The following is a 23,788-nucleotide window of genomic DNA, read 5'->3' as shown; positions in this document are numbered from 1 at the left end:
GAATTTTTTAAGGATTTAACGGTGATCGGACGTTTACGCGGCACCTTGGCGGAGAAACAACCGCCGCATTTGATTCTGGATGTGAATGGCCTGGGTTATGAGTTGGAAGTACCCATGACAACGTTGTACCGTTTGCCTTCAGTGGGCGAGCCGCTGACGCTGCACACCCATTTGGTCGTGCGTGAGGATGCGCAGTTGTTGTATGGCTTCTTTGAAAAGCGTGAGCGTGAGCTGTTTCGCGAGCTTATCCGGCTGAACGGCGTAGGCCCCAAACTGGCGCTGGCGTTGATGTCCGGGCTTGAGGTCGACGAGTTGGTGCGCTGTGTCCAGGCGCAAGATACCTCGGCGCTGGTGAAAATCCCCGGCGTTGGTAAAAAGACTGCAGAACGCTTGCTGGTCGAGCTCAAGGATCGCTTCAAGGCCTGGGAAACCCTGCCAGGCATGACGTCTCTGGTGGTGACGCCAGCGGCTGGTGCGGCTGCACCAAGTGCCGAGAATGACGCGGTAAGTGCATTGATCTCGCTGGGCTACAAGCCGCAAGAAGCCAGTCGTGCGGTCTCGGCCATCAAAGAAGATGGTTTGAGCAGTGAAGACTTGATCCGTCGCGCCCTGAAAGGAATGGTTTAAATGATAGAGGCTGACCGCCTGATTACCGCCAGCACGCGCGATCGCGATGAACAGGTCGATCGTGCGATTCGTCCGCTTACGCTTGCCGAATATATCGGCCAGCCGAGCGTGCGCGAGCAGATGGAGCTGTTTATCCAGGCGGCCAGGGGGCGTAAGGAATCACTGGATCATACGCTGATATTTGGTCCGCCGGGCCTGGGCAAGACCACGCTGGCCAATATCATTGCCCAGGAAATGGGCGTGTCGATCAAAAGTACCTCGGGCCCGGTGCTTGAGCGGCCGGGTGATCTGGCGGCGTTGTTGACCAATCTTGAGCCAGGCGATGTGCTGTTTATCGATGAGATTCACCGGCTTTCGCCAATTGTCGAAGAAGTCCTGTATCCGGCAATGGAAGATTTCCAGCTCGATATCATGATCGGTGAAGGTCCGGCAGCGCGCTCGATCAAGCTTGATTTGCCGCCGTTCACTCTGGTCGGCGCGACCACGCGGGCGGGCATGTTGACCAATCCGCTGCGTGACCGGTTCGGCATCGTCCAGCGTCTAGAGTTTTACAACACCGATGATCTGGCGACTATCGTTACCCGCTCTGCTGGTATTTTGAATTTGCCCATAGAAACCCAGGGCGCTTTCGAGATCGCGCGTCGCGCCCGTGGTACGCCGCGTATCGCCAACCGCTTGCTGCGCCGTGTGCGTGATTTTGCCGAAGTGCGCAGCAATGGCGATATCAGTCGCCAGGTTGCCGATTTGGCGCTCAACTTGCTGGATGTGGATGAGCGTGGCTTTGATCATCAGGATCGTCGCCTGTTGCTGACCATGATCGAGAAGTTCGATGGCGGTCCGGTAGGGGTTGATAGCTTGGCGGCGGCGATCAGCGAGGAACGCCACACCATTGAAGATGTGCTGGAGCCGTATTTGATCCAGCAGGGCTACATCATGCGTACCCCGCGGGGTCGAGTCGTCACACGACATGCTTATTTGCACTTTGGGCTCAATGCGCCCAAGCGCATGGGGGAACTTCCCGCCGCGGATCTGTTCAGTGTTGACGGGGACTCGATTGCATAACCGGGCTTGCCGTCGGCTGATGGGGCGGTGAAGGGGCTAGGTGATTGAAAATATATTTGCTTTACCCAATTGGCAAGAGCAGGAGCTAGCACTACAGTATGCGCGCGCAAAACGGAGTTCAGCCGTTCGCTCATCATTGTCGGGTTTATTACGAAGACACTGATGCCGGCGGTATCGTCTACTACGTCAATTACCTTAAGTTTATGGAACGGGCTCGCACCGAACGGCTGAGAGATCTGGGGTTTTCCCAATCTACGCTGGCAAGTGAGGGCCTGTTATTCGTCGTGCATTCGACTGAAGTGCGCTATCACGCACCGGCGAAGCTCGACGATGAACTATCAGTAACTGCGCAAGTGATTGAATTAAACCGTGCCAGCTTGAAGTTTCGTCAACAAGTCAGGCGGGCTGCGGATGATGTGCTGCTCTGTGAAGGGCAGTTTTTGGTGGCCTGTGTGCGCGCCGACAATTTGAAACCCCGGGCCATTCCCGAAGCTTTGCGTGCAGCCTTTGCTGAGCAGAGCGGCGCGGGTACATCTACAGCAGGAGAGTAAGCGTGGAAGCCAACGCCGTTGACCACATGTCGATGTGGAGTTTGATCAGCAATGCCAGCCTGGTTGTTCAGTTGGTAATGTTGACCCTGGTGGCCGCATCGGTCACCTCCTGGATCATGATTTTCCAGCGCACCACCATGCTTCGCGCTGCCAAGCGTGCGCTTGACTCGTTCGAGGAGCGTTTTTGGTCGGGTATCGATTTGTCCAAGCTGTATCGTCAGGCCGGTAGTAACCCTGACCCGGACTCAGGCCTGGAGCAGATCTTCCGCGCCGGCTTCAAAGAGTTCTCGCGCATGCGGCAACAGCCAAATGTTGACCCCGATGCCGTCATGGACGGTGTGGCTCGCGCCATGCGCGTGGCTATCTCGCGTGAAGAAGAGAAGCTCGAAACCAGCTTGCCGTTCCTCGCCACCGTCGGCTCCACCAGTCCGTATATCGGCCTGTTTGGTACTGTGTGGGGCATCATGAACTCCTTTCGCGGCTTGGCTCAGGTGCAGCAAGCCACGCTGGCGACTGTAGCGCCAGGTATCGCCGAGGCATTGATTGCGACTGCAATCGGCCTGTTTGCCGCGATTCCAGCGGTAATTGCCTACAACCGCTTCGCTTCGCGTGGTGAGATGTTTATTGCGCGTTACTACACTTTTGCTGACGAATTCCACGCGATCCTGCACCGTAAAGTACATACAACAGAAGACTGACCGCCAGTTGATTTGATAGCGGGCGTCAGCTGTTTAGCGAGGGTTAGGCGGGCAATAACCGCACGCCAACCACTCAATGCTGACGCGGTATTCTGCCAAGGGCTGGTTTAGCTGTTGGCTCACTCGATAGGTTTTTAAGCGATGGCCAGAATTCGTAACAGACGCAAGCCGGTCGCCGAGATGAACGTGGTGCCCTACATCGACGTGATGTTGGTGCTGCTGGTTATCTTCATGGTGACTGCGCCGATGCTCAATCAAGGGGTCAAGGTCGATCTGCCGCAGGTCAGCAGCCAGATTTTGCCGCAAGACAACGACGCCAAGGTCCTGACGATCTCGATCAAGGCCGACAAGTCGTATTACTGGAACATGGGCGCGGAAGTCGACACCGACACCGTGCAGGATCAAGCCGTCTCGCTCGACGGCATGACCAAGGCGGTTACGGCGATCATCAATGAAAGCCGCCGTCAGGGTAAGCAGGTCCAAGTGTTCGTGCGCGGTGATAAATCGGTCGACTACGGCACGGTGATGGCTGCCATGGGTGGTTTGCAGCAGGCTGACGTGGGTAACGTCGGGCTGATTACCGAGGCCCCGTGATGCGCGAGCAACGTGAGCGTTCCACCTCGGAAAGCTATTTCTGGCCGATCGTCTGGGCAGTAACCCTGCACACGCTGATGTTCGGCATGTTGTTTGTCAGTTTTGCTTTTGCCCCGGATCTTCCACCGGCCAAGCCGATTGTTCAGGCGACCCTGTATCAGCTTAAGTCGCAGAGTCAGGCGACCACCCAGACCAATCAGAAAATTGCCGGTGAAAAGAAGAAAACAGCAGCTCCGCAGTACGAGACTGAGCAGCTGGAGCAAAAGAAAGCCGAAGAGCAGAAAGTAGCGGCGGCCAAGGCTGCGGAACAAAAGAAAGCGGACGAGGCTCAAAAAGCCGAAGTCGCGAAGAAGGCGGACGAGGCCAAAAAGGCCGAAGCGGCCAAGGCTGATGCAGCGAAAAAAGCTGAAATAGCCAAGAAGGCCGATGAAGCCGCCAAGAAACAAGCGGCTGAGGACGCCAAGAAGAAAAAGGCGGAAGAAGAGGCCAAGAAAAAAGCAGCTGAGGACGCGAAAAAGAAAGCGGCTGAAGATGCGAAGAAAAAGAAGGCAGCAGAAGACGCCAAGAAAAAGGCCGCTGATGATGCCAAGAAGAAAAAGGCCGCCGAAGAGGCGCGCCGCAAAGCTATAGAGGATAAAAAAGCTGCTGCCCTGGCTGAGTTGCTCTCCGATGATGTGGGCCACCAGCAGGCATTGGCTGATGAAGTCGGTGATAAAGTGGCTGGCAACCTTGATGACTTGATCGTCAAGCTGGTCAGTGAACAATGGCGTCGTCCGCCTTCGGCACGTAATGGAATGAGTGTTGAAGTGCTGATAGAGATGTTGCCGGATGGCACCATCACTAATGCCAGTGTGTCGCGCTCGAGTGGCGACGCACCTTTTGATAATTCAGCCGTACAAGCCGTACGTAACGTCGGCCGTATCTCTGAGATGCAACAACTTGATCGTGCAACGTTTGACAGCCAGTACCGTAAGCGTCGCGCCATCTTCAAACCGGAGGATTTAGATCTGTGAATACCCTGATGCGTATCGTTCTACTGAGTTTGACCATGATGGTCGGCGCAGTACAGGCGGCTGATCCACTGGTCATTAGCACCGGTACAGACCGCGCTACGCCAATTGCGGTGGTGCCTTTTGGATGGCAGGGCGGCAGTGTGCTGCCTGATGATATTGCCGAGATCGTTGGCAATGACCTGCGCAACTCAGGTGTATTCGAGCCCATTCCCCGGCAAAACATGATCAGCCAGCCGACCCAGGCCAGCGAAGTGATCTACCGCGACTGGAAAGCTGTCAACGCGCAGTATGTTCTGGTCGGTAGCATGGTGCCAGCCGGTGGTCGTATCCAGGTGCAGTACGCTCTGTTCAACGTGGCCACTGAGCAGCAGGTGATGACCGGTACTGTTGGCGGTACGACTGATCAGCTGCGCGACATGGCGCATTACATCTCCGACCAGGCGTATGAGAAGCTCACCGGCGTCAAGGGCGCGTTCTCGACCCGCTTGCTTTATGTGACGGCTGAGCGCTTCTCGGTAGACAATACGCGCTACACCCTGCAACGCTCCGACTATGACGGTGCGCGCGCGGTGACCTTGCTGCAGTCGCGTGAGCCAATACTGTCGCCGTCGTTCGCGCCGGATGGCAAGCGTATTGCCTATGTCTCGTTCGAGCAGCGTCGCCCGCGGATTTTCGTCCAGCACATTGATACCGGTCGCCGTGAGCAGATCACTAATTTTGAAGGCCTCAACGGCGCTCCAGCCTGGTCTCCGGATGGCAATCGCCTGGCGTTTGTTCTGTCCAAAGATGGCAACCCGGAAATCTACGTGATGGACATGGCGTCCAAGTCCCTGCGCCGGGTGACCAACCAGTTTGGTATTGATACCGAACCCTTCTGGGGTAAAGATGGTCAAACCATCTACTTCACATCGGATCGTGGCGGCAAACCACAGATCTATAAAACCAATATCAATAGTGGTTCAGTTGAACGAGTAACGTTCGTAGGTAACTACAACGCCAATCCAAAACTGTCTGCTGATGAGAAAACCTTGGTCATGATTCATCGCCAAGAAGGCTTCACCAACTTCAAAGTAGCGGCACAAGACCTGCAGCGCGGAAACGTGCGGATACTTTCATCTACAAATTTGGATGAATCACCCACTGTTGCGCCTAATGGCACCATGATAATCTTCGCAACCCGCCAGCAGGGTCGGGGAGTCTTGATGTTAGCGTCCGTAAATGGTCGCGTCAGGCTCCCTCTTCCTACCGCTCAAGGCGAAGTTCGAGAGCCTTCCTGGTCCCCCTACCTGAACTGATGCGGCGTTGTACATTTGTTACTTTGCAATTTTGCTTAACACACTGGGGTTCATTAGGAGCTATATGATGGAAATGCTGAAATTTGGTAAGTTTGCTGCGCTGAGCTTGGCTCTGGCTGTTGCTGTTGGTTGTTCTTCGAAAGGCGGCGACACTGCTGGCGAAGGCGCAATCGATCCTAACGCTGGTTACGGTGCAGACGCCGGTTCGGTTGACGGCAACATGAGCGAAGAAGCTGCTCTGCGCGCTATCACCACTTTCTACTTCGAATACGACAGTTCGGACCTGAAGCCAGAAGCCATGCGCGCTCTGGACGTTCACGCTAAAGACCTGAAAGGCAATGGCGCTCGCGTCGTTCTGGAAGGCAACACCGACGAGCGCGGTACGCGTGAATACAACATGGCTCTGGGCGAGCGTCGTGCGAAAGCCGTTCAACGCTACCTGGTTCTGCAGGGCGTTTCTCCTGCTCAGCTGGAACTGGTTTCCTACGGCGAAGAACGTCCAGTTTCGACTGGCAACGACGAACAGTCGTGGGCTCAGAACCGTCGCGTCGAACTGCGTAAGTAATTCGATATGCAAAAGTGCCGACGTCTCGTAAGCCTACTCGCGCTCAGCCTGCCACTTGTGGCCTGGGCTGAGGTTCCAGTTGTGGACAATAACTCGGGCAGCTATCCAGCGCCGAGTTATGGGACGTCCGGCGCCTATGCAGGAGGCGGAGCGCAAGCTCCGGCCTCTGCACAGGGCATGCTATTCAATCAGTTGCAGCAAATGCAGGACGAAATCGGTCGGCTGCGCGGCATGCTTGAAGAGCAGCAAAACGATATTCAGCGCATGAAGCAAGAAAACCTTGAACGCTACAAGGATCTTGATCAGCGGCTGAGCAGTGGAGCAGCTGGTGCTGCAGCCACACAGAATTCCTCCGCAGGTGGCGACAGCAGTGCTGGCGCGGCACCAAGCGATAATAATGCTTCAGCGGGCGCGAGTGAGCCCGATCCAGAGAAGGAAAAGCTGTTTTATGACGCTGCCTTCGATCTGATCAAAACCAAGGACTTTGATAAAGCCAACCAGGCGTTCAGCGCCTTCTTGCGCAAGTACCCGAAAAGCCAATACGCCGGTAATGCGCAGTATTGGCTAGGCGAAGTCAATCTGGCCCAAGGTAACCTGCAAGGCGCCGCCCAGGCGTTTGCCGATGTAGGGCAGAAATACCCGCAGCACAGCAAGGTGCCTGACTCAATGTTCAAGCTGGGCGATGTTGAGCAGCGTCTGGGCGATCAGGACAAGGCCAAGCGCACCTTTCAGCAAGTGATTGCGCAATTTCCGAACTCCTCCGCAGCACAGCTTGCTCAACGCAACCTGCAGCGGATGTAACCTGCACCCTTTTATTTGTTAAAATTGTAAAAAGAGCGCCGTGCCCAGATCGAGCACGGCGTTTTTATTGGTGGACAGGCTAACTGTGCTTGTCCTTGCGGCTATTGATAATCGATAGTCGCTTTCTTTCCCGCAACGGAGGCGGACAGCCTGTTTAGCTGTTACGCCCGTGGCTTATATGCAAAAGACCCTGCGCATCACCGAGATATTTTTCTCGCTGCAGGGGGAGACGCGTACTGCTGGTTTACCCACAGTATTCGTGCGCCTGACCGGCTGCCCCCTGCGTTGTCAATATTGCGACACTGCCTACGCCTTCAATGGCGGCGAGCTGATGTCGCTTGACGCCATCATCGAAAAAATCGCCAGCTACTCACCGCGATACGTTTGTGTCACCGGCGGCGAACCCTTGGCTCAGCCAAACTGCATCGCATTGCTTGAGCGCCTGTGTGACGCCGGTTTTGAGGTGTCGCTGGAAACCAGTGGCGCCCTTGACGTTTCGGCGGTTGACGGGCGTGTGAGCAAGGTCCTGGACCTTAAAACCCCGGGCTCGGCCGAAGTGGCGCGAAACCGTTACGAAAACATCGACCTGCTCACCCCGAATGACCAGGTCAAGTTCGTCATTTGCTCCCGTGAAGACTACGACTGGGCGACCACTAAACTGATCCAGTATCGGCTCGATCAGCGTGCTGGTGAGGTGCTGTACTCGCCCAGCCATCATCAAGTCTCTGCGCGTGACCTGGCTGACTGGATAGTCGCCGACAATTTGCCGGTTCGCTTGCAGTTGCAGTTGCACAAGATTCTCTGGAATGACGAGCAAGGCCGCTGACCTGCGTTGTTAAGCCGTTGCTGCAAATCTTAACCTGAGCATGGCGTCGCTAATAATGGCGCGAGGAATTTATATGAGCATCAAACGAGCAGTAATCCTGCTTTCCGGCGGCCTCGACTCGGCAACCGTTGTCGCTTTGGCCAAGGCCGAGGGTTATGCCTGCTACACCATGAGTTTTGATTATGGCCAGCGCCATCGTTCAGAGTTGCAGGCTGCGGAGCGGGTGGCGCAGCAGTTGGGCGTTGTCGAGCACAAGGTTATTGGCTTGAACCTCAATGGCATGGGTGGCTCGGCACTGACTGACAACAGCATCGATGTGCCTGAGGCGCCGTCTGAAGGCATTCCGGTCACCTACGTGCCTGCGCGCAACACTGTATTCCTGTCCTTGGCGCTGGGCTGGGCCGAGGTGCTCGGTGCGCGCGATATTTTTATCGGCGTCAATGCTGTGGACTATTCGGGTTATCCTGATTGCCGCCCCGAATTTGTCGAAGCATTCGAGCGCATGGCCAACCTGGCGACCAAGGCTGGTGTGGAAGGCAATGGCTTTCGCATACAGGCGCCGCTGCAAAACATGAGCAAGGCGCAAATCGTTCAGGCCGGGGTTGCCCATGGTGTGGACTACGCTTTGACCGTGTCCTGCTACCAGGCAGACGACCAGGGTAGAGCCTGCGGCAAGTGCGACAGTTGTCGCTTGCGCAGCGAGGGATTTACCGCTGCTGGTGTCGCCGATCCAACCCTATATGCCTAAAAAATGCGTTAAAGGGTTGAATTACTGAGTGAAATCAGTATTATGCGCCTCCGCAACGGGTCGTTAGCTCAGTTGGTAGAGCAGTTGGCTTTTAACCAATTGGTCGTAGGTTCGAATCCCACACGACCCACCATATTGCCTTCATAGTCAGATTGCTTGGCTGTAAAGGACGAAAACCCGAGTGTTCTCTTGCAGAACCTCGGGTTTTTTTATGTCTTTTGTTTGTGCGCTGGCTATGTAGATCAAGTGGTTTGAGCAAAGTTGCCTGAACGCGATATTATGCCCGCCGCATAAATGCGCCGAGGCCTGAAGATAACAGGCCCGCCCCAGCTTCTCCGCTTGTACATCTCTCTGTCGGCGCTTGTATTGCCAACAGCGGGGGTATACTTGAATCCCGTGCTGATAGACCGCTACAGGGCCTGATGACATGACGCAGATTTCCGAACGCCTTCTGGTTCAGGCGCACCTAGACGCCAAGCAACCGGCGCCACTGACCGCCGAGCAAGAGGCGTTTTATCGCGCTGAAATTGCCGCGGAGCTAAAAATGCAGAACGCCGTGCTGGTTGCGCATTATTACTGTGATCCGGTGCTGCAAGCGCTGGCCGAAGAAACGGGCGGCTGTGTTTCTGACTCGCTTGAAATGGCACGCTTTGGTAACCAGCATTCAGCCCAAACCGTGCTGGTGGCGGGCGTTAAATTCATGGGCGAGACGGCAAAGATTCTCAATCCTGAAAAGCGCGTGCTGATGCCAACGCTGGAAGCCACGTGTTCGCTGGACCTGGGTTGCCCGATCAATGAGTTCGCTGCTTTTTGTGATCAGCATCCTGAACGCACCGTGGTGGTGTACGCCAATACCTCGGCAGCAGTCAAAGCCCGTGCCGATTGGGTGGTGACATCAAGCTGCGCGGTCGAGATCGTCGAGCACCTGATGGACAACGGTGAAAAGATCATCTGGGCACCGGATCAGCACTTGGGGCGCTATATCCAGAACAAGACCGGCGCCGACATGTTGTTGTGGGACGGCGCCTGCATCGTCCACGAAGAGTTCAAGGCCAAGCAGCTCGAAGACATGAAGGCGCTGTACCCGGACGCTGCAGTGCTGGTTCACCCGGAATCACCGACTGCGGTGATTGAGCTGGCGGATGCCGTTGGTTCGACCAGCCAGTTGATTGCGGCGGCGCAAAGCCTGCCGAACAAGAAATTCATTGTCGCAACCGACCGCGGTATTTTCTACAAGATGCAGCAGCTGTGCCCTGATAAAGAATTCGTCGAGGCGCCAACCGCCGGTAACGGCGCGGCATGTCGCAGTTGCGCGCATTGCCCGTGGATGGCGATGAACACCCTTGAGCGTACGCTCAATTGCCTGCGTGAAGGCAGCAATGAAATCTTTGTCGATTCAGCGCTGATTCCCAAGGCGATCAAGCCGCTGACGCGCATGCTTGATTTTACCAAGGCGGCGCGAATGAGGTTGTCCGGTAACGCCTAAAGGTGGGAAGGGCTTCATGCACAACCGCTGTTAACGCGCCGCGCTTATGGCTGAGTGACTTGCCGGTGGCGCGGCGGATAAGCTTCGCGTTGTCCGCCATGCGGGGCAGGGTATATGGCGCTTTGTCATACACCCTTGCTGTCAACGAGCTGCACTTCCTGTTGAGTGCATAGTCGTTGGCCGCTTAATTGAGCATTTCATCGATCATGCGCTTCTCTTCGGCCAGCTCACGTTGGCGGGCGTCGATCCGTGAAGCCAGTTGGAAGTTGTTGGCTGCACGACGTTTGGCGTAGTCGAGCTGTTCAATGGCCTGCTTGTAGTCGCCAACCAAGGCGAAAAATTCAGCGCGAGCCTGGTGCAGGCCGATTCTGTCGCCGCTCAGGCCGCGTACTTCTGCAACTTGATACCAGACGTCAGGATCTTTCGGTCGTGACTTGAGCAGGGCGTTGAGCTTGCTCTCGGCGTCTTGAGTGCGGCCTTGGCGGATCATCAGGTCGACACGCTCCTGATTCAGTGGGTAGTTGTCTGGATAATCCCTGAGCATCCGCTCCAGACGGGTTTGAGCATCACTCAAGCGGCTGGCTACGATATCCAGGTCAACCTGGGCGAGGTTGTAGGGAATTGACTTGGGCGACTTGCTCAGCAACTGGTCAAGAATCTCGCCGGCTTCCTTTTGTCGTCCACCCTTGATCAGCGCGATGGCCAAGCCATAGCGGGCCGCGTCGTTTTTAGGGTTTTCGCTCAGCTCGGCGCGAAAGCGCTTTGCCGCCAAGCCGGGTGTGCCTTCATAAAACAGTTGCACCCGAGCGCGCATCAACTGGTATTCCAGGCTGTCTTTCTTACCGCCGCTTGGCAACTGCGCTGCGCGGTTGCGGGTGTCGGCGATACGCGACTCAGACACCGGGTGAGTGAGCAAAAATTCCGGTGGCATGCGGTCATAGCGATACTGACGCATCAAGTGCTCAAACATGGTCGGCATGGCCTTGGGGTCGTAACCGGCTTTTTCGAGGTTGATAATGCCGATGCGATCGGCTTCAGCTTCGTTTTGCCGGGAAAAACGCCGTTGTTCCTGGATGGCCGCTGCCTGGGTCGAGGCGATCGCCGCAATACCTGCATCACCTGCGCCTGCTGCTGCAGCGACAATCCCTGCCAGCATCGCCGCCATCACCGGCAGTTGCATGCGTTGCTGGGCTTCCAGGCCGCGGGCAAAGTGGCGTTGCGACAAGTGGGCCAATTCGTGTGCCAGCACCGAGGCGTATTCGGCTTCAGTCTCGGCATAGAGGAACAAGCCGCCGTTGACCCCGATAATCCCGCCGGGTGCGGCGAATGCGTTGATCTGCGGACTGTTCAGCAGAACAAACTCAAGGCGCCGATCATTCAGTTGGCTGCTTTCGCTGAGCCGGTAGACGCTGGTCTCGACGAAGTCCTTGAGTTGCGGGTCGGATAATTGGCTTACCTGGCCGCGAAGCAGGCTCAGCCACGCTCGACCTAGCTGATGCTCCTGCTGGGGTGAGACAATGGCCGAGCTGGCGTCTCCCAGTGACGGCAAGTCGTTGGCAGCCTGGGCGGAGGCAGACAGGCAGGCGAGCGTCAAAAGGGCTGGGCGCAGGAAATTCATTCAAGGTGCTCTTGGTTTTCTGGTGCCCATACTGTAGCTGTGATCAGGTTGCTATGACCAGTGGCGCGGGAAACCGCGCTGGCCAGTGCGCCGATATCGCTGTTGCCGCGAAGTAATGAGCCAGGCCCATCACATCCACCTGATCAAACACCGCCTTGAGCATGGCAAGCGTGGATCACATCGCGTATGTTGCGTCTCCTGCCGCTGTGCATGCGTCTGCAGGTCAACAGCAATGTTGTTGATCATGAAACAAGCAGTAAAGATATGGCGCATGTTTTCGGCAGAATTTTGGAGATAGTTTGATGAGTGATGTACAAAATTCGCCGCCAGCCTACGATGCGCAGGTGGATGCCAGCGGTTTGAACTGCCCGATGCCGCTGCTCAAAGCCAAACTTGAGTTGAACAAACTGGTAAGTGGCAATGTGCTCAAAGTGATAGCAACGGATGCTGGCTCACAGCGCGATTTTCGCGCTTTCGCTACGCTGGCCGGGCACGGTTTGTTGCATGAAACTGTGGTGGACGGGGTTTATTGCTATTGGCTACGCAAAGCCTGAGACGGCATTGGGTTGGCTGGTGAAGATGCTGCTGATTATCGGTTGATCAAGGATTATTAATGCTTAAGGTTTTACGTGATTGGCTGCACCGCTATTTCTCCGATGAGCAGGCGGTGGTGCTGGCTGTTTTGCTGGTTGTCGGCTTTGCCTTGATCCTGACATTGGGCGGCATGCTCGCGCCTGTACTGACGGGGCTGGTCTTGGCGTTTCTAATGCAGGGCATGGTCGGTGCGCTCGAGCGCATGCGCGTGCCGCATATAATCGCGGTATGGCTGGTCTTTGCATTATTTGTCAGCAGCTTGGGCTTGATTATCCTGGTGCTGATGCCGCTGCTCTGGCATCAGCTCAGTACCTTGTTCAACGAATTGCCGCGCATGTTGGGCGAGTGGCAAACGTTGTTCATGATGCTGCCCGAGCGCTATCCCGGGTTAGTCACCGAGCAACAGGTCGTGCAGTCGATCGAGTCGTTGCGCGGTGGTGCAGGCAAGTTCGGCCAATGGGCCTTGTCGTTCTCGTTGTCGAGCTTGCCGGTGTTGGTTGGGGTGATGATTTACCTGGTGTTGGTGCCAATTCTGGTGTTTTTCTTTCTCAAGGACCGTGAAGTTATCGGCAAGTGGTTCAGTGGCTATCTGCCACAGGAACGTACGCTGATCAGCCAGGTCGCGACTGAAATGAACAAGCAGATTGCCAATTACATTCGTGGCAAGGTGATTGAGATCATCATTTGCGGGGTTGTCACTTACATTGCCTTCGCTGCACTGGGTCTCAACTATCCGGCGCTGCTGGCGCTGGCTGTGGGCTTGTCGGTTGTGGTGCCGTACATCGGAGCGGTCGTGGTGACGGTGCCGGTGGCGCTGATTGCCTTGTTTCAGTGGGGCTTCGGTGACCAGTTCCTCTACTTGATGCTGGTCTACTCGATCATTCAGGCGCTTGATGGCAATGTGCTGGTGCCTTTGCTGTTCTCAGAAGCGGTTAACCTGCACCCGGTTGCCATTATCTGCGCGGTGTTGCTGTTTGGCGGCTTGTGGGGCTTCTGGGGCGTGTTCTTTGCGATCCCGTTGGCAACCCTGTTCAAGGCGCTACTGGATGCCTGGCCACGCGTTGAGAGCAACGAGGCGCCACCGCAGCCTTGCGCTTAGTGTTGCCAATCGCTGCGCACAAAAAAGGCCACTGCATCAGTGGCCTTTTTAGTTTTGAGCACCAGCTTGTGGCTGAGCCCAGTAGGTCAGGCTTTATTCAGCGCTTGTGCCGCCGCCAGCACCGCATCAACGTGACCGGGAACTTTAACCCCGCGCCATTCCTGGCGCAGCACACCGTCTTTGTCGATCAGGAAGGTGCTGCGGTCTACACCCATGTATTCCTTGCCGTAGAGCTTCTTCAGCTTGATCACATCGAACAGATTGCACAGGGTTTCGTCTTTGTCTGAAATCAGCTCAAAGGGGAAGCCTTGCTTGGCCTTGAAGTTCTCATGCGATTTAACACCATCGCGGGAAACCCCAAATATCACCGTGTTGGCGGCTTGGAACTCGGAAAATTGATCCCGAAAACCCTGGCCTTCAGTGGTGCAGCCGGGCGTGCTGTCCTTTGGATAGAAGTAGACCACCACTTGCTTGCCCTTGAGCGCGGACAGCTGAACCTGTTGTTCGCTGGTGGCCTGGGCCTGGAAGTCGGTTACCGGGGCATCAATCTTCACGGTCATACAAGTCTCCTGGGAAAAACCTCTGCAAAGTGGCTACACAGCTGGTTTTAAGGGTTTTGTGGGCGCCAAGGCTCAATCAAGGCATCAAGGTTGAGCGCATCGGCAAAGTCGAGGAACTGGTCGCGAAGCCAGCTGATTTGCGTACCGGCGGGCAGCGTGACCGTTAATGTGGCATTGAGCATGGTGCCGCCTGTCTGCGGAGCCTGATAGGTGTCACAGGTCAGGTTCTCCAGCTCGACATTGTGGTCGATAAAGAACTGGCACAGTTCGTTAAGAATGTCCGGGCGATACACCGAGCTGACATAGGCTACATAAGGCAAGGCCTGGGGCCGGTTCTCGGTAGCCGCGCTGCGAATGACATTGGCGGTAAAGCTGTGCTTTTTGGACAACGCCGGCAAACTCGCCTCCAGGCGGGCGAGGGCATCCCAACTGCCGGTGATTTGCAGCACCAGTGCGCTGAACTCGCCGTGTCGGCTCAAGCGTGTGCTGATCACGGCACAGCGGTTCTCGTGGCTGGTCCGGCACAGGACGTTGGTCAGCTCCATGGCGTTAGGGCCGAGCGCGCTAATAACGAGGAATTGTTCGCGTACTGAGGGGGGGGACATGCAGCCTTCCTAAACAATGAGTGAGCAATTTTTCTTACACAACGTTGCTCAAAGACGGAAGGGTAGCGAAAAGCGCTGCCGAGGGGAATCACTCCTCCAATAACCGCTCCCCAACCTGGCGACTTGAGCGAATCCATATCCAGTCGGTCATATTGATAAAAGCGCATATGGCCGCTGTTCCATTTGCCTGGTAAGCCTCAGAAAAATCCATCGCCAGACAGGGTGTGATAATCAATGAGACAGCGCAAATGGTTCATTTGCAGCAGCTAAGCGAGTTTTTTAACGCTTTTTGCCAGGCAGGCCGGTCTTTTGTTGAGCTTTTCAGGTTGTAAGAATCACAATAATTAACCCTGATCTTGCTGGGTTTCGGCAGTTTCAAGCCCGTAACGCTGGGCGTGGCGCTTGAGTAAGCCTGTGGTGAGTTGCATCCACTGGCCGGTAACCCAAGCACTTCGCTTGTGCAAGGCTCATAGCGCCAGTACCATTACGGCTCTCTTTTTTCGGCAGGAGCGGTTGCATGATTGCGGGCAGTATGGTGGCACTGGTCACTCCTATGGATGCACAAGGTAATCTCGACTGGGATAGCCTGAGCAAACTGGTGGATTTCCATCTGCAAGAAGGCACCAATGCCATCGTCGCGGTCGGCACCACTGGTGAGTCGGCGACGCTGGAAGTGTCTGAGCACATTGAGGCGATCCGTCGCGTTGTCGATCAGGTAGCTGGGCGCATCCCGGTGATCGCTGGCACGGGCGGCAACTCCACGCGCGAGTCGGTAGAACTCACCCGCGCCGCCAAAGACGTCGGCGCAGATGCCTGCTTGCTGGTGACCCCTTATTACAACAAGCCGACCCAGGAAGGCTTGTACCTGCATTTCCGCCACATTGCTGAAGCCGTTGCGATCCCGCAAATTCTTTACAACGTGCCGGGTCGCACCGTTTGCGACATGCTGCCCGAGACCGTTGAGCGCTTGTCGAAGATCGACAACATCATCGGTATCAAGGAAGCCACAGGTGACCTGCAACGTGCCAAAGAAGTTATTGATCGCGTCAGCAAAGACTTCCTGGTTTATTCGGGCGATGACGCCACCGCGGTTGAGCTGATGCTGCTGGGCGGCAAAGGTAATATCTCGGTCACCGCCAACGTTGCGCCGCGTGCCATGAGCGACCTGTGCGCTGCGGCCATGCGTGGTGAAGCGGCTATTGCCCGTGCCATCAACGATCGTTTGATGCCACTGCACAAGAATCTGTTCATTGAATCCAACCCGATTCCAGTCAAATGGGCACTGCATGAGATGGGCATGATGCCAGACGGTATCCGTCTGCCTCTGACCTGGCTCAGCCCGCGCTGTCATGAACCGCTGCGTCAGGCCCTGCGCCAGTGCGGCGTATTGGTTTAATTGAGGAATTACTACGCATGAAGCGACTGGCCGGACTTACAACACTTGCCTTGATTATCTCCAGTACCAGCGGTTGCGGCTGGATCTGGGGCGAAGATGGTTATTTCCGTGATCGCGGCAGCGATTACCTTACCGCCCGCCAGACTGCGCCAATGCAGCTTCCGGCTGATGTGAACAGCAAGCCGCTGGACCCATTGCTGCCTATCCCGCAGCAAGTGGCTACGGAAAACGTCGAAGGCGAGTACGACGTACCGCGTCCTCAACAGCTGCAGGTTCAGGCAGACGCCAGTGAGTTCAGCTTGCAGAAGAGCGGTAGCTCGCGCTGGATTGTCGCGCAGCGTGTGCCTGCTGAAGTCTGGCCAGTGGCGCGTCAGTTCTATGAGTCCAATGGCTTTCGTATCGCCAGTGAGCGTCCGCAAACCGGCGAGTTCACCACGGACTGGCAGCGTTTTGAAGACCTCTCGCCAGCCATGGCGCGTCGCCTGAGCACTCGCGTGTCTGGCTCCACGCCTGATGCCGAAACCCGTGTCCGGGTGCGCATCGAACCAGGTGTGCAACGCAACACCAGTGAAATCTTCGTTGTCAGTGCCGAGCGTTCTGCCGGTAGCACTGCCGATGTGGCCTTCACCGAGAAAAGCATCAATGAAAGCCTTGATGCCGCCTTGCTCGATGAAATGCTAGTAAGCATGGCGCGCAGCACTGACCAAGGTGGTTCTGTATCGCTGCTGGCTGCGCGTGATTACGACGCACCAAGCCGCGTGAGCCTGTCGCAAGACGGCAACGGCAACCCGATCCTCAACCTCAGTTCGGACTTCGACCGTGCATGGTCAGGCGTGGGCCGCTCGCTGGATTCGGCTGACGTGCGCATCGACGACCTTAACCGTAGCTTGGGTGTTTACTACATCAACCTTGCGGAAGGCGCCAAGTCCAAAGAGGAGGAGCCTGGCTTCTTCGCTAGCTTGTTTGGCAGCGAACCTGATCAGGAAGAAATCGACGCACGTGCTGAACGTTACCAAGTGCGCCTGACAACAGTTGGCGACAGTGTCCAAGTGTCGGTCGAGAAAGACGTGAACACGGTTGCACCTGAAGACGTTTCGCGCAAAATCCTCGGGCTGATCCAGGATAACCTGGGTTAAACCGAACATTGTGCGGCCTTGCTGGCCACATGATTTAGACACCGAATAGGGCTGCAGCCGCAGCCCGCATGAAACCGATAGGCGAAACCCGTGTTTCGCCTGTTTCGTTTGTTCAAGACGGAAACTCCGACATGACCACGCCTGCGACCCTCAGCCTGAAAAAAATCTACTCAGGCAAAGTCCGCGACCTCTATGAAATTGATGACAAGCGCATGTTGATGGTCGCAACCGACCGTCTCTCGGCGTTCGACGTCATTCTTGACGAGCCGATCCCAGAGAAAGGCAAGATCCTTACCGCGATTTCAAATTTCTGGTTCGACAAGCTCGCGGGCGTGGTGCCTAACCACTTCACTGGCGACAAGGTTGAAGATGTAGTCGGCGCAGCCGAGTTGCCGCTGGTTGAAGGGCGTGCGGTGGTTGCCAAGCGTCTCAAGCCCGTGGCGGTAGAAGCGATTGTACGTGGCTACATTGCCGGTTCCGGGTGGAAGGAATACCAGAAAAGCGGCACCGTCTGCGGCATTCAATTGCCTGCTGGCCTGAAAGAAGCATCCAAGTTGCCTGCCCCTATTTTCACCCCCTCGACCAAGGCGGCAGTGGGTGATCACGACGAGAACATTTCGTTTGAACAGTGCCAGGCGATTATCGGCGACGAGCTGGCGCTCAAGGTTCGTGACACTGCAATTGCCCTGTACAGCGCTGCTGTTGAATATGCAGCCACACGCGGCATCATCATCGCCGATACCAAGTTTGAATTTGGTCTCGATGAAGACGGCACCTTGACCCTTATGGACGAAGTGCTGACACCTGACTCAAGCCGCTTCTGGCCAGCTGAAAGCTATGTTGAAGGCAGCAATCCACCCAGCTTCGACAAGCAGTTCGTACGCGACTGGCTGGAGTCCACCGGTTGGAATAAACAAGCCCCAGCGCCAGCGGTCCCGGCGGATGTTGCGCAAAAGACTGCCGACAAATACCGCGAAGCACTGACCAAGCTGACGGCTTAGTTGCTTAATTGGTCAAAAGGGCGCTGCGGCGCCCTTTTTTGTGGGCGATTTTTGGCACAGCGCAGCACCGCTTGATAACTCTGAACCTTTCGCGCTAGAGCCTTTTCTTGGCCTGGAACTGTGCGCTGCTAGGCGTCGAACCTCTGAACATACCTGCTGCGGATGGTGTCGATTTGTAATGTCTGGCGCAGTCACGACTCTATCTAGCAGTACAGAGAAACTCAGTGCAGGTGCGTTGTTAGCGATTTGCACGGCTTATGACTCGCAGGAATATTTATATTCAGTCTCTATAGATAGTTTTGGAACGATTACCTGAAACTATTTATCGCGCTAATATTTAGTACCATTCAGGTCAATTTCTCTGGCGAACCCGCGGGTGTTTAACTAACCCCGTACCCAGCAACTACCAGCCACAACCCACAGGCCAGAATGCCTGGACCGGCCCGGTAGAAGCTTGAACATGACCCATTTAATTTACTCAGGAGTGACCCAGATGAAAGCTTCCATTGCCCTCGCAGCAGCACTACTCAGCCTGGCCCCGGCTGCATTCGCCAGCACCAGCAGTGCCGCAAAAGTTGAACCAGTCCAATACCAGTACGGCACCGAATTGGACGTGGCAAAAGTGATCTCGCTGACCGACGTCAGCCAACAACGCGGTGTTGTCCCAGTCACCATGGTGTATCAGGACAGCGAAGGTAATGTGCACAAACTGCAGTTTCTCCAGCTTGGCGGCGCGAACTCATCGGGTTAAGCCATGCGTAACCACAACCGGAAGCCAAACGTCAGCACGTTTGCTTCCGGTTTTTTTATGCCTGTTGTTTAAGCCGCGCCCAGAGTCGGGCCTTTGTACATGCCTAGTCGGCAGTGGACGGTTCTGATGCAAGCTCAAGCAAAGGCCATGTTGCCAGCCAGTTCTTGGTTTTCAAACGCTCTTGATAGATGGCATTTTTCTCTCCAGCAAACCGCCATGTGTGCCTAAGCACCAAGCCAAATAGATCATCAAGCCCAAAGGGCGCTGCTATTTCGCAGGTTTTATCTTTGCCCAGCCTTACCGCTGTTGCCGTTGCGGTTTCAGGCCAGAAGTGCATGGCATGGGTTGCACAAAGATAAGGTTCATCGCCGTTACGAACATGCATCCTTGCCTGGTTTTTCACCGACCAGCTAACCGACGCATCCAGCTTACGCAGCCTGGCTTCCAAAGTCTTGTCCTCCTCGGGCGAGCAGCACTGCGGATCAAACCAAATGACATCGATATCGGTTGAGACTGCGCCAGGCGCACGGCCGTGCAAGTGATCCCAAACAGCGTTTCGGACAAAGCCCGCCGCTATCCAGCAATCGGGTAAAGCCAGGGAATGCACCATTTCCAGCAGGCGCCAGCGGAAGGGGTCAGATGCAAGTAATGCTTGGAGTCTTGATGCATTGTCCATTGGCTGCGCCTTGCTCGGGGGCGGGATTGTTAATAGTCGCAGCAATCGATTAGCTCTAAGTTCGACCGCGTTTTGCGGGGCGGTCCTATCGCAGGTTTACAGGTACCAGCAAATGTTGGATCTGGCTGGGAAAAATAGGTCGCTGGACTGTTGCCGCTACCAGTCATCGCCTTTGGAGGTTTGTTCTGTAATTTCAAATAGCCATTTACCTCTATAGGCACGTAACGAGTGATTAATGCAAGCCGGCGCTCAGGCAACACAAGAACCGGCTCAGAAACACCCAATGAATGGATTCAGGAGTTAACCAGATGAAAGCGACTACCGCCCTTGCAGCAATATTATTTAGCTTGGCCCCTGCAGCCTTTGCCAACCAAAACCATGAAGATATCCAGCCTGTTCAGTACGAATACGGTAACAAGCTGGATGTAGCCAAAGTTATTTCCTTGACCGATGTCAGCGAGCTACGCGGTGTGGTCCCGGTCATCATGGTGTACCAAGACAGCCAGGGTAAAGTGCACAAACTGCAGTTTCTCCAGCTTGGCGGCGCAGACTCTTCGGGTTAAGCCATGTACCGCTACAACAAAAATGCAGAACGCCTAGCGTTCTGCATTTTTTGTTTGATCCCTAGGATCCCAAGCGTTTACCCAGCCCAGATTGGGCGGGCGTAACTATCGGGATTGATCGGCTGCGCAAACAATAGGCCGCCTTACATCTTGTCATGGGACCCCGGGAAGGTATCTTCATTCACAAGGTCGACCACAAACATGACAGCAGGTGCGCCACTTTTATTTACTACCCAATGGGCGTCGCCGTGGCCAGACTGGTAGACATCACCCTCTTTCATCTCATAGCTGACGGTGCAGTTCTCTTCGTAGACCGTTACCGTGCCGTGCTTCATCACCGCTGTCTCGGGGCGCTTGTCGTGGGAATGAAGTTGAGCCACGGCATCCTTACCGAAAACGATTGTCCGTGCGCGGAAACGCCAGCCCTCTGCCTTGATCGCTTCGCTGCCGAGGTCGGTTTGGCTGTAGATTTGCACGTCGAGCGAACCGCTGTTTTCAGTGATTGGCTTGAAGGGGGTTGGCCCTTCCTTGCCTTTGGGGCAACCGGAAGCGAATACGATTGCAGGCGAAAGAGCGAGCACACAGGTCGCAATGATAGAAGCAATTTTCATTGGGTACATTCCTTGTAAAGTCAAAACATCATCCGTGGGTCACTCGCCTAGGCTATAGCAGGCCCGGGCATATTGCCTTCAATTTGCCTTCAGTTCCAGACGTTCGGTATTTACCTCGCTGGGCAGGGAGGGTTGATGGCCGTGTCCCTTGTGGCGGAGATGAGTCCGCCATGTGTTGCAGTGCTATTCGCAGCAGGCAAGGGCAGGGTGGTAGGAAAGGGGTAACAGGCGTGCGAGTGCACGGAAGAAACCAGGCATGAAATGTCCTTGGGGCGAGATCCATCGGTTGCCGGAGGTGAATCGAGCGGTAGGTGCGATACCTGCAGGCTTTGGGGCTGAATGATAAAGCGTGGCAGGGCATGAGGCGAGAATTAATCATGGCTATGTGCCATATTTTGAGTCAATCTCAGTCAACCCAGCGTCCTGCTCTTCAACTAGTAGGGCATCTGGGATCTGTGTTTCACAGATAAATAGCTAATAAAGGGTAATTCCAGTCCTGAGTTATCAGGGGTTGCTCAGGCTATTTTCCAAGTGTTGAATGCTTGCTTCTGGCCGAACTGAGACGTTAATCAACCGTCCGTTGCTGCTGAAGTGGATAGAGTGCTGGCTTGGGCTCTGATGCTGAGGGCTTGCTTTGAGTCAACTGCGCCGATTCATGAGCGATAGATGACTTTGGTTTGAAGAGAACATAATGATCTTTTTCGCGTTTACACAGGAGATGGAACGGTTGAAATACAAGTTATCGATCGGATTTCTGGCTTTGTTCTTAACTGGTTGTACTTTTACGGGGGCTAATGAGATAGCCCCGGGCCAATATATGATTTCCAGCCACGGTAGTATTTTCAATTCAAGAGAAGGTCTGTTAGAGAACATAAATCAGAAAGCCGCTAAGGTATGTAATGGAAAACCTTATCGTCTAGAAGGCGACCAAAGTGCCAACATGCTAGTTGCCACACCCACACAATTTGGAAACACACCTACGACAGTCCTTGGTCTTACAGTAATTTGCGAAGATAGCATTAAAGAAAAGGGCGAAAAATAAGTTTGGATTGAATAATAATTGGGGGAAGACCTCGGTTTTCTAGTTGGGGTTTAGAATAAACGTGGTCTGTCCCCTATTGTTCTGGCCAGTGCCAGTCTTCCTTGGGCTGTGTTTTCGACACATTTTCGACACCACGCTAGACAGGTTATTCCTTTGGTCTTAGCTTTCTGGGAGGTCAAGCTTGGCTATCTACTTGGTAAGACAATGAGATGTATTTTCTGTAAGTTAGACTCTGCTAATTCTACAAGTGTTGAGCACATTATTCCTGAAAGCTTGTGGAATACTAAGCAAATACTTCCGCGAGGTGTTGTCTGTGATAAGTGCAATAATTACTTTTCCCGGAAAGTAGAGCGGCAGTTTTTATGTTCTCCTGAAATGGAATCTTTGAGGTTTCATCAGGCAATACCAAGTAAGAAGGGTAGGGTTCCTCCGATAATGGGAGCTATGCTTGGCTCAGAGGTGCCAATTAGTATTCGGCGTGTGTTGAGTAGCGAGGAAATAGTTACGTCGATAGAGCTGAATGAGGATCAAGTCGAGCTGGTTCGTAGTGGTCAATCCTCGAAAGTGAATTTTCCAATAGCGTCAGGAATTCCGACGGCCAAGATAACGTCTAGATTTCTTGCAAAGGTTGCACTAGAAGCTTTGGCGCAGAGATTATTGCCTCATTATGGCGGTGTTGATTATGTCGTCGAGGAAGAGCAGTTTGACTTGGTTAGGGAGCACGCTAGATACGGCCGTGTTAAAGAGTGGCCGTACTATGTGCGTAGAATCTATGATGCTGATTTAGATGAAAAGATACATGGTTTAGATGGTCAGAAGGTTCATGAATATGATTTTCTGCATACTGATCATGGTGAGTTTTATTTTGTTCTTGCTTTATATGGTGTGGAGCTAACTATAAATATAGGTGGGCCCTGTATTGAAGGGTATGAGACATGGTTGAAAGAAAATGATAATGCGAGTCCGCTCTACTGGGGCAAGAATGCAGAGGGATAGAGTCTATGTGGTTTTAGTGTTTGGTCTATATGGTCTGGGGCTATGATGCAGGTCTCTAAGAAAAATCCGCGCTCTGGGCTTGTTTTTATGCTGTAACTGATTATTCTTGATTTGAATGGAGGTTCATATTCTATGGTGGTTGGTAGATATTTTGGCCTAGAGCGGGTGGCAGATTTATTTGTTAATGACAGAAAAAATAATTCTGTCGCTATTTTTGTGATGGCTCTTAGTCTTCTGTTGTTTGAGTCTGGTTTTTGCTATTTTTTATTTCTTTAATTTCTTGGATGAGTGTCTTGGGTGGCGGTATGCCTAGATCTGAACAGTGCTTAATGTGGTACTCTAATTCATCTATGGCAAAGCAAAACATAACTTTATCGTAGTTCAAGAATCCATCTGCAAGAGTTTTCCACTCTTCAAGCATTTGGGGGTGGCGCTTTTTATCACTCTCTTCTTTGTTTTCTTTTGTTGGTTTTATAGTGTAGTCGTATCGGTCTATTTCTATTTCTTTCATACAGTGCTGAACGAAATGCATGCTCTTGATTTTTTGCCTTACGCTTGCAGAGGTAAAGCTAGCATCTTCTGCTTCGTGTGCAAACGAGTTCCTTAGTTTGCGCAAAATCATTAAGTCCTTATAAGCTATTTCGTCTATTAGGCCGAAAGATCGACAAATGCTTATTTTGGCTGAGAAATTTGATATCGGGCCGCTCAGATCAAAGAGGCTTTTCTCTAGAGATTTTGAAACCGAAAATCTTTTTATATGCTTTCTAATACTATCTTCGAGCTGCTTATCTAATAACGCTGCGGCTACTATAATGCAGCCTCTATCAGACTCGTATGCAATGCCTTTACTCATCGATCTTCCTTTGCTGATAAG

27 protein-coding genes and 1 tRNA gene are annotated in these 23,788 nt (G+C 54.1%); 22 read left to right on the top strand and 6 right to left on the bottom strand.

Annotated features, from left to right (window positions below; translation table 11 throughout):
* The first annotated feature begins 21 nt into the window (after positions 1–21).
* From ruvA to nadA, 13 genes are all read left to right on the top strand, one after another.
* Positions 22–627, top strand: a complete 606-nt coding sequence (ruvA, locus tag AACY26_RS12100) for a Holliday junction branch migration protein RuvA (protein WP_339514320.1) — start codon at positions 22–24, stop codon at positions 625–627.
* Positions 628–1,689, top strand: a complete 1,062-nt coding sequence (gene ruvB / locus AACY26_RS12095; protein WP_339514318.1) for a Holliday junction branch migration DNA helicase RuvB — start codon at positions 628–630, stop codon at positions 1,687–1,689.
* Between the two features lie 98 nt (positions 1,690–1,787).
* Positions 1,788–2,240: a tol-pal system-associated acyl-CoA thioesterase gene (gene ybgC / locus AACY26_RS12090; RefSeq protein ID WP_445261300.1), complete on the top strand. Its 453-nt coding sequence runs from the start codon at positions 1,788–1,790 to the stop codon at positions 2,238–2,240.
* 2 nt (positions 2,241–2,242) lie between these two features.
* A complete protein-coding gene (tolQ, locus tag AACY26_RS12085; protein ID WP_339514316.1) occupies positions 2,243–2,938 on the top strand; it encodes a protein TolQ in 696 nt (231 codons plus the stop codon).
* 141 nt (positions 2,939–3,079) lie between these two features.
* Complete coding sequence (tolR, locus tag AACY26_RS12080) at positions 3,080–3,532, top strand: protein TolR (protein ID WP_339514314.1); 453 nt, start codon at positions 3,080–3,082, stop codon at positions 3,530–3,532.
* The gene (gene tolA / locus AACY26_RS12075) at positions 3,532–4,545 is read left to right on the top strand and encodes a cell envelope integrity protein TolA (protein ID WP_339514312.1); all 1,014 of its coding nucleotides are present in this window, start codon (positions 3,532–3,534) and stop codon (positions 4,543–4,545) included. Before tolR ends, tolA begins: the two co-directional genes overlap by 1 nt.
* Positions 4,542–5,840: a Tol-Pal system beta propeller repeat protein TolB gene (gene tolB, locus AACY26_RS12070; RefSeq protein WP_339514310.1), complete on the top strand. Its 1,299-nt coding sequence runs from the start codon at positions 4,542–4,544 to the stop codon at positions 5,838–5,840. The genes tolA and tolB overlap by 4 nt, the downstream gene beginning before the upstream one ends.
* Before the next feature lie 67 nt (positions 5,841–5,907).
* On the top strand, positions 5,908–6,405 hold the full coding sequence (gene pal / locus AACY26_RS12065; RefSeq protein WP_087516229.1) for a peptidoglycan-associated lipoprotein Pal: 498 nt from the start codon (positions 5,908–5,910) through the stop codon (positions 6,403–6,405).
* 6 nt (positions 6,406–6,411) lie between these two features.
* Complete coding sequence (ybgF, locus tag AACY26_RS12060) at positions 6,412–7,206, top strand: tol-pal system protein YbgF (RefSeq protein ID WP_339514307.1); 795 nt, start codon at positions 6,412–6,414, stop codon at positions 7,204–7,206.
* A 178-nt stretch (positions 7,207–7,384) separates the two neighbouring features.
* Complete coding sequence (queE, locus tag AACY26_RS12055) at positions 7,385–8,032, top strand: 7-carboxy-7-deazaguanine synthase QueE (RefSeq protein WP_339514305.1); 648 nt, start codon at positions 7,385–7,387, stop codon at positions 8,030–8,032.
* Between the two features lie 73 nt (positions 8,033–8,105).
* A complete protein-coding gene (gene queC, locus AACY26_RS12050; RefSeq protein ID WP_339514303.1) occupies positions 8,106–8,780 on the top strand; it encodes a 7-cyano-7-deazaguanine synthase QueC in 675 nt (224 codons plus the stop codon).
* A 57-nt stretch (positions 8,781–8,837) separates the two neighbouring features.
* Positions 8,838–8,913 (top strand) — tRNA-Lys (locus AACY26_RS12045).
* A gap of 294 nt (positions 8,914–9,207) precedes the next feature.
* Positions 9,208–10,266: a quinolinate synthase NadA gene (nadA, locus tag AACY26_RS12040; RefSeq protein WP_339514301.1), complete on the top strand. Its 1,059-nt coding sequence runs from the start codon at positions 9,208–9,210 to the stop codon at positions 10,264–10,266.
* A 184-nt stretch (positions 10,267–10,450) separates the two neighbouring features.
* Here nadA and AACY26_RS12035 read toward each other — a convergent pair whose 3' ends face one another.
* Complete coding sequence (locus tag AACY26_RS12035) at positions 10,451–11,884, bottom strand: M48 family metalloprotease (protein WP_339514299.1); 1,434 nt, start codon at positions 11,882–11,884, stop codon at positions 10,451–10,453.
* 302 nt (positions 11,885–12,186) lie between these two features.
* On the opposite strand from AACY26_RS12035, the gene AACY26_RS12030 reads away from it, so the two are divergent.
* Positions 12,187–12,438 carry a sulfurtransferase TusA family protein gene (locus tag AACY26_RS12030; protein ID WP_339514297.1) on the top strand — a complete coding sequence of 84 codons (252 nt, stop codon included), beginning with the start codon at positions 12,187–12,189 and terminating at the stop codon, positions 12,436–12,438.
* A gap of 59 nt (positions 12,439–12,497) precedes the next feature.
* The gene (locus AACY26_RS12025) at positions 12,498–13,577 is read left to right on the top strand and encodes an AI-2E family transporter (protein WP_339514295.1); all 1,080 of its coding nucleotides are present in this window, start codon (positions 12,498–12,500) and stop codon (positions 13,575–13,577) included.
* A gap of 86 nt (positions 13,578–13,663) precedes the next feature.
* Here the strand turns inward: AACY26_RS12025 and AACY26_RS12020 are convergent, their stop codons facing one another.
* On the bottom strand, positions 13,664–14,137 hold the full coding sequence (locus AACY26_RS12020) for a peroxiredoxin (RefSeq protein WP_339514293.1): 474 nt from the start codon (positions 14,135–14,137) through the stop codon (positions 13,664–13,666).
* Positions 14,138–14,184: 47 nt separating this feature from the next.
* Entirely contained in the window at positions 14,185–14,742 is a 558-nt protein-coding gene (locus tag AACY26_RS12015) for a glycine cleavage system protein R (protein WP_010484923.1), read from the bottom strand.
* Between the two features lie 517 nt (positions 14,743–15,259).
* Here AACY26_RS12015 and dapA point away from each other — a divergent pair.
* The 4 genes from dapA (at position 15,260) to AACY26_RS11995 (ending at position 19,026) form a co-directional block, all read left to right on the top strand.
* Positions 15,260–16,138, top strand: a complete 879-nt coding sequence (gene dapA, locus AACY26_RS12010; protein WP_339514290.1) for a 4-hydroxy-tetrahydrodipicolinate synthase — start codon at positions 15,260–15,262, stop codon at positions 16,136–16,138.
* Positions 16,139–16,155: 17 nt separating this feature from the next.
* Positions 16,156–17,274 (top strand): outer membrane protein assembly factor BamC, encoded by a 1,119-nt coding sequence (gene bamC / locus AACY26_RS12005; RefSeq protein WP_339514288.1) that lies wholly within the window; start codon positions 16,156–16,158, stop codon positions 17,272–17,274.
* A gap of 131 nt (positions 17,275–17,405) precedes the next feature.
* A complete protein-coding gene (locus AACY26_RS12000; RefSeq protein WP_339515136.1) occupies positions 17,406–18,275 on the top strand; it encodes a phosphoribosylaminoimidazolesuccinocarboxamide synthase in 870 nt (289 codons plus the stop codon).
* A gap of 493 nt (positions 18,276–18,768) precedes the next feature.
* Positions 18,769–19,026 (top strand): DUF2790 domain-containing protein, encoded by a 258-nt coding sequence (locus AACY26_RS11995; protein WP_339514286.1) that lies wholly within the window; start codon positions 18,769–18,771, stop codon positions 19,024–19,026.
* Between the two features lie 103 nt (positions 19,027–19,129).
* On the opposite strand, the gene AACY26_RS11990 is transcribed toward AACY26_RS11995, so the two are convergent.
* Positions 19,130–19,702, bottom strand: coding sequence for a nucleotidyltransferase family protein (locus tag AACY26_RS11990; protein WP_339514284.1), 573 nt, complete (start codon positions 19,700–19,702; stop codon positions 19,130–19,132).
* 308 nt (positions 19,703–20,010) lie between these two features.
* Between AACY26_RS11990 and AACY26_RS11985 the strand changes: the two genes are divergently transcribed.
* Positions 20,011–20,265: a DUF2790 domain-containing protein gene (locus tag AACY26_RS11985; RefSeq protein ID WP_339514282.1), complete on the top strand. Its 255-nt coding sequence runs from the start codon at positions 20,011–20,013 to the stop codon at positions 20,263–20,265.
* 143 nt (positions 20,266–20,408) lie between these two features.
* Here AACY26_RS11985 and AACY26_RS11980 read toward each other — a convergent pair whose 3' ends face one another.
* Positions 20,409–20,876 carry a cupin domain-containing protein gene (locus AACY26_RS11980; protein WP_339514280.1) on the bottom strand — a complete coding sequence of 156 codons (468 nt, stop codon included), beginning with the start codon at positions 20,874–20,876 and terminating at the stop codon, positions 20,409–20,411.
* A gap of 691 nt (positions 20,877–21,567) precedes the next feature.
* Here AACY26_RS11980 and AACY26_RS11975 point away from each other — a divergent pair.
* Both AACY26_RS11975 and AACY26_RS11970 read left to right on the top strand, forming a co-directional pair.
* Positions 21,568–21,918, top strand: a complete 351-nt coding sequence (locus AACY26_RS11975; protein WP_339514278.1) for a hypothetical protein — start codon at positions 21,568–21,570, stop codon at positions 21,916–21,918.
* 153 nt (positions 21,919–22,071) lie between these two features.
* The gene (locus AACY26_RS11970) at positions 22,072–22,914 is read left to right on the top strand and encodes an HNH endonuclease (protein WP_339514276.1); all 843 of its coding nucleotides are present in this window, start codon (positions 22,072–22,074) and stop codon (positions 22,912–22,914) included.
* Positions 22,915–23,140: 226 nt separating this feature from the next.
* Here the strand turns inward: AACY26_RS11970 and AACY26_RS11965 are convergent, their stop codons facing one another.
* The gene (locus AACY26_RS11965) at positions 23,141–23,767 is read right to left on the bottom strand and encodes an MltR family transcriptional regulator (protein WP_339514274.1); all 627 of its coding nucleotides are present in this window, start codon (positions 23,765–23,767) and stop codon (positions 23,141–23,143) included.
* Positions 23,768–23,788: the final 21 nt, after the last annotated feature.

It is taken from the genome of Pseudomonas sp. RL_15y_Pfl2_60, assembly GCF_963970595.1.
Classification (GTDB): Bacteria; Pseudomonadota; Gammaproteobacteria; order Pseudomonadales; family Pseudomonadaceae; genus Aquipseudomonas.
This window is presented reverse-complemented; position numbering and strand designations above follow the sequence as displayed.

What these genes read in the sequence shown, in the direction of transcription:
- ruvB (WP_339514318.1), top strand. Translation starts at nt 628, where the DNA reads ATGATAGAGGCTGACCGCCTGATTACCGCCAGCACGCGCGATCGCGAT.
- ybgC (WP_445261300.1), top strand. Translation starts at nt 1,788, where the DNA reads ATGCGCGCGCAAAACGGAGTTCAGCCGTTCGCTCATCATTGTCGGGTT.
- tolR (WP_339514314.1), top strand. Translation starts at nt 3,080, where the DNA reads ATGGCCAGAATTCGTAACAGACGCAAGCCGGTCGCCGAGATGAACGTG.
- tolA (WP_339514312.1), top strand. Translation starts at nt 3,532, where the DNA reads ATGCGCGAGCAACGTGAGCGTTCCACCTCGGAAAGCTATTTCTGGCCG.
- pal (WP_087516229.1), top strand. Translation starts at nt 5,908, where the DNA reads ATGGAAATGCTGAAATTTGGTAAGTTTGCTGCGCTGAGCTTGGCTCTG.
- ybgF (WP_339514307.1), top strand. Translation starts at nt 6,412, where the DNA reads ATGCAAAAGTGCCGACGTCTCGTAAGCCTACTCGCGCTCAGCCTGCCA.
- queE (WP_339514305.1), top strand. Translation starts at nt 7,385, where the DNA reads ATGCAAAAGACCCTGCGCATCACCGAGATATTTTTCTCGCTGCAGGGG.
- queC (WP_339514303.1), top strand. Translation starts at nt 8,106, where the DNA reads ATGAGCATCAAACGAGCAGTAATCCTGCTTTCCGGCGGCCTCGACTCG.
- nadA (WP_339514301.1), top strand. Translation starts at nt 9,208, where the DNA reads ATGACGCAGATTTCCGAACGCCTTCTGGTTCAGGCGCACCTAGACGCC.
- AACY26_RS12035 (WP_339514299.1), bottom strand. Translation starts at nt 11,884, where the DNA reads ATGAATTTCCTGCGCCCAGCCCTTTTGACGCTCGCCTGCCTGTCTGCC.
- AACY26_RS12030 (WP_339514297.1), top strand. Translation starts at nt 12,187, where the DNA reads ATGAGTGATGTACAAAATTCGCCGCCAGCCTACGATGCGCAGGTGGAT.
- AACY26_RS12025 (WP_339514295.1), top strand. Translation starts at nt 12,498, where the DNA reads ATGCTTAAGGTTTTACGTGATTGGCTGCACCGCTATTTCTCCGATGAG.
- AACY26_RS12020 (WP_339514293.1), bottom strand. Translation starts at nt 14,137, where the DNA reads ATGACCGTGAAGATTGATGCCCCGGTAACCGACTTCCAGGCCCAGGCC.
- AACY26_RS12015 (WP_010484923.1), bottom strand. Translation starts at nt 14,742, where the DNA reads ATGTCCCCCCCCTCAGTACGCGAACAATTCCTCGTTATTAGCGCGCTC.
- dapA (WP_339514290.1), top strand. Translation starts at nt 15,260, where the DNA reads ATGATTGCGGGCAGTATGGTGGCACTGGTCACTCCTATGGATGCACAA.
- bamC (WP_339514288.1), top strand. Translation starts at nt 16,156, where the DNA reads ATGAAGCGACTGGCCGGACTTACAACACTTGCCTTGATTATCTCCAGT.
- AACY26_RS12000 (WP_339515136.1), top strand. Translation starts at nt 17,406, where the DNA reads ATGACCACGCCTGCGACCCTCAGCCTGAAAAAAATCTACTCAGGCAAA.
- AACY26_RS11995 (WP_339514286.1), top strand. Translation starts at nt 18,769, where the DNA reads ATGAAAGCTTCCATTGCCCTCGCAGCAGCACTACTCAGCCTGGCCCCG.
- AACY26_RS11990 (WP_339514284.1), bottom strand. Translation starts at nt 19,702, where the DNA reads ATGGACAATGCATCAAGACTCCAAGCATTACTTGCATCTGACCCCTTC.
- AACY26_RS11985 (WP_339514282.1), top strand. Translation starts at nt 20,011, where the DNA reads ATGAAAGCGACTACCGCCCTTGCAGCAATATTATTTAGCTTGGCCCCT.
- AACY26_RS11980 (WP_339514280.1), bottom strand. Translation starts at nt 20,876, where the DNA reads ATGAAAATTGCTTCTATCATTGCGACCTGTGTGCTCGCTCTTTCGCCT.
- AACY26_RS11975 (WP_339514278.1), top strand. Translation starts at nt 21,568, where the DNA reads ATGATCTTTTTCGCGTTTACACAGGAGATGGAACGGTTGAAATACAAG.
- AACY26_RS11965 (WP_339514274.1), bottom strand. Translation starts at nt 23,767, where the DNA reads ATGAGTAAAGGCATTGCATACGAGTCTGATAGAGGCTGCATTATAGTA.